This window comes from Virgibacillus sp. 7505 (assembly GCF_002272135.1).
Classification (GTDB): domain Bacteria; phylum Bacillota; class Bacilli; order Bacillales; family Amphibacillaceae; genus Terribacillus.
The window spans coordinates 1-205 of sequence record NZ_NPBF01000512.1; the positions used below are offsets into that span (position 1 = coordinate 1).

Genomic DNA, 205 nt, shown 5'->3' on the forward strand with positions numbered 1-205 from the left:
CCTTGTTTCGTTAACGTCACAAACGAAAAACCATCGGCGCTTAGCTGTTCCAGAAACTGGTCAGCCTGCTTCTTAGGCGCTTGCAAGTGGACAAACGGCCATATGTGTCCTTCCTCATCAGTCCAACCATAAAGCGCTTCCCGCTCCTGCTGCAGCTTGTCGATCTGTTCGGTCAGTTGCTGATAAGGTGAAATGGCAAGAAAAG

The 205-nt window shown here is 49.8% G+C and carries 1 protein-coding gene; it reads right to left on the reverse strand.

Translation table 11 applies throughout. The features are described from left to right. A partial coding sequence (locus CHH91_RS20855; RefSeq protein WP_176465922.1) for a hypothetical protein occupies positions 1-205 on the reverse strand: 205 nt, incomplete at both ends.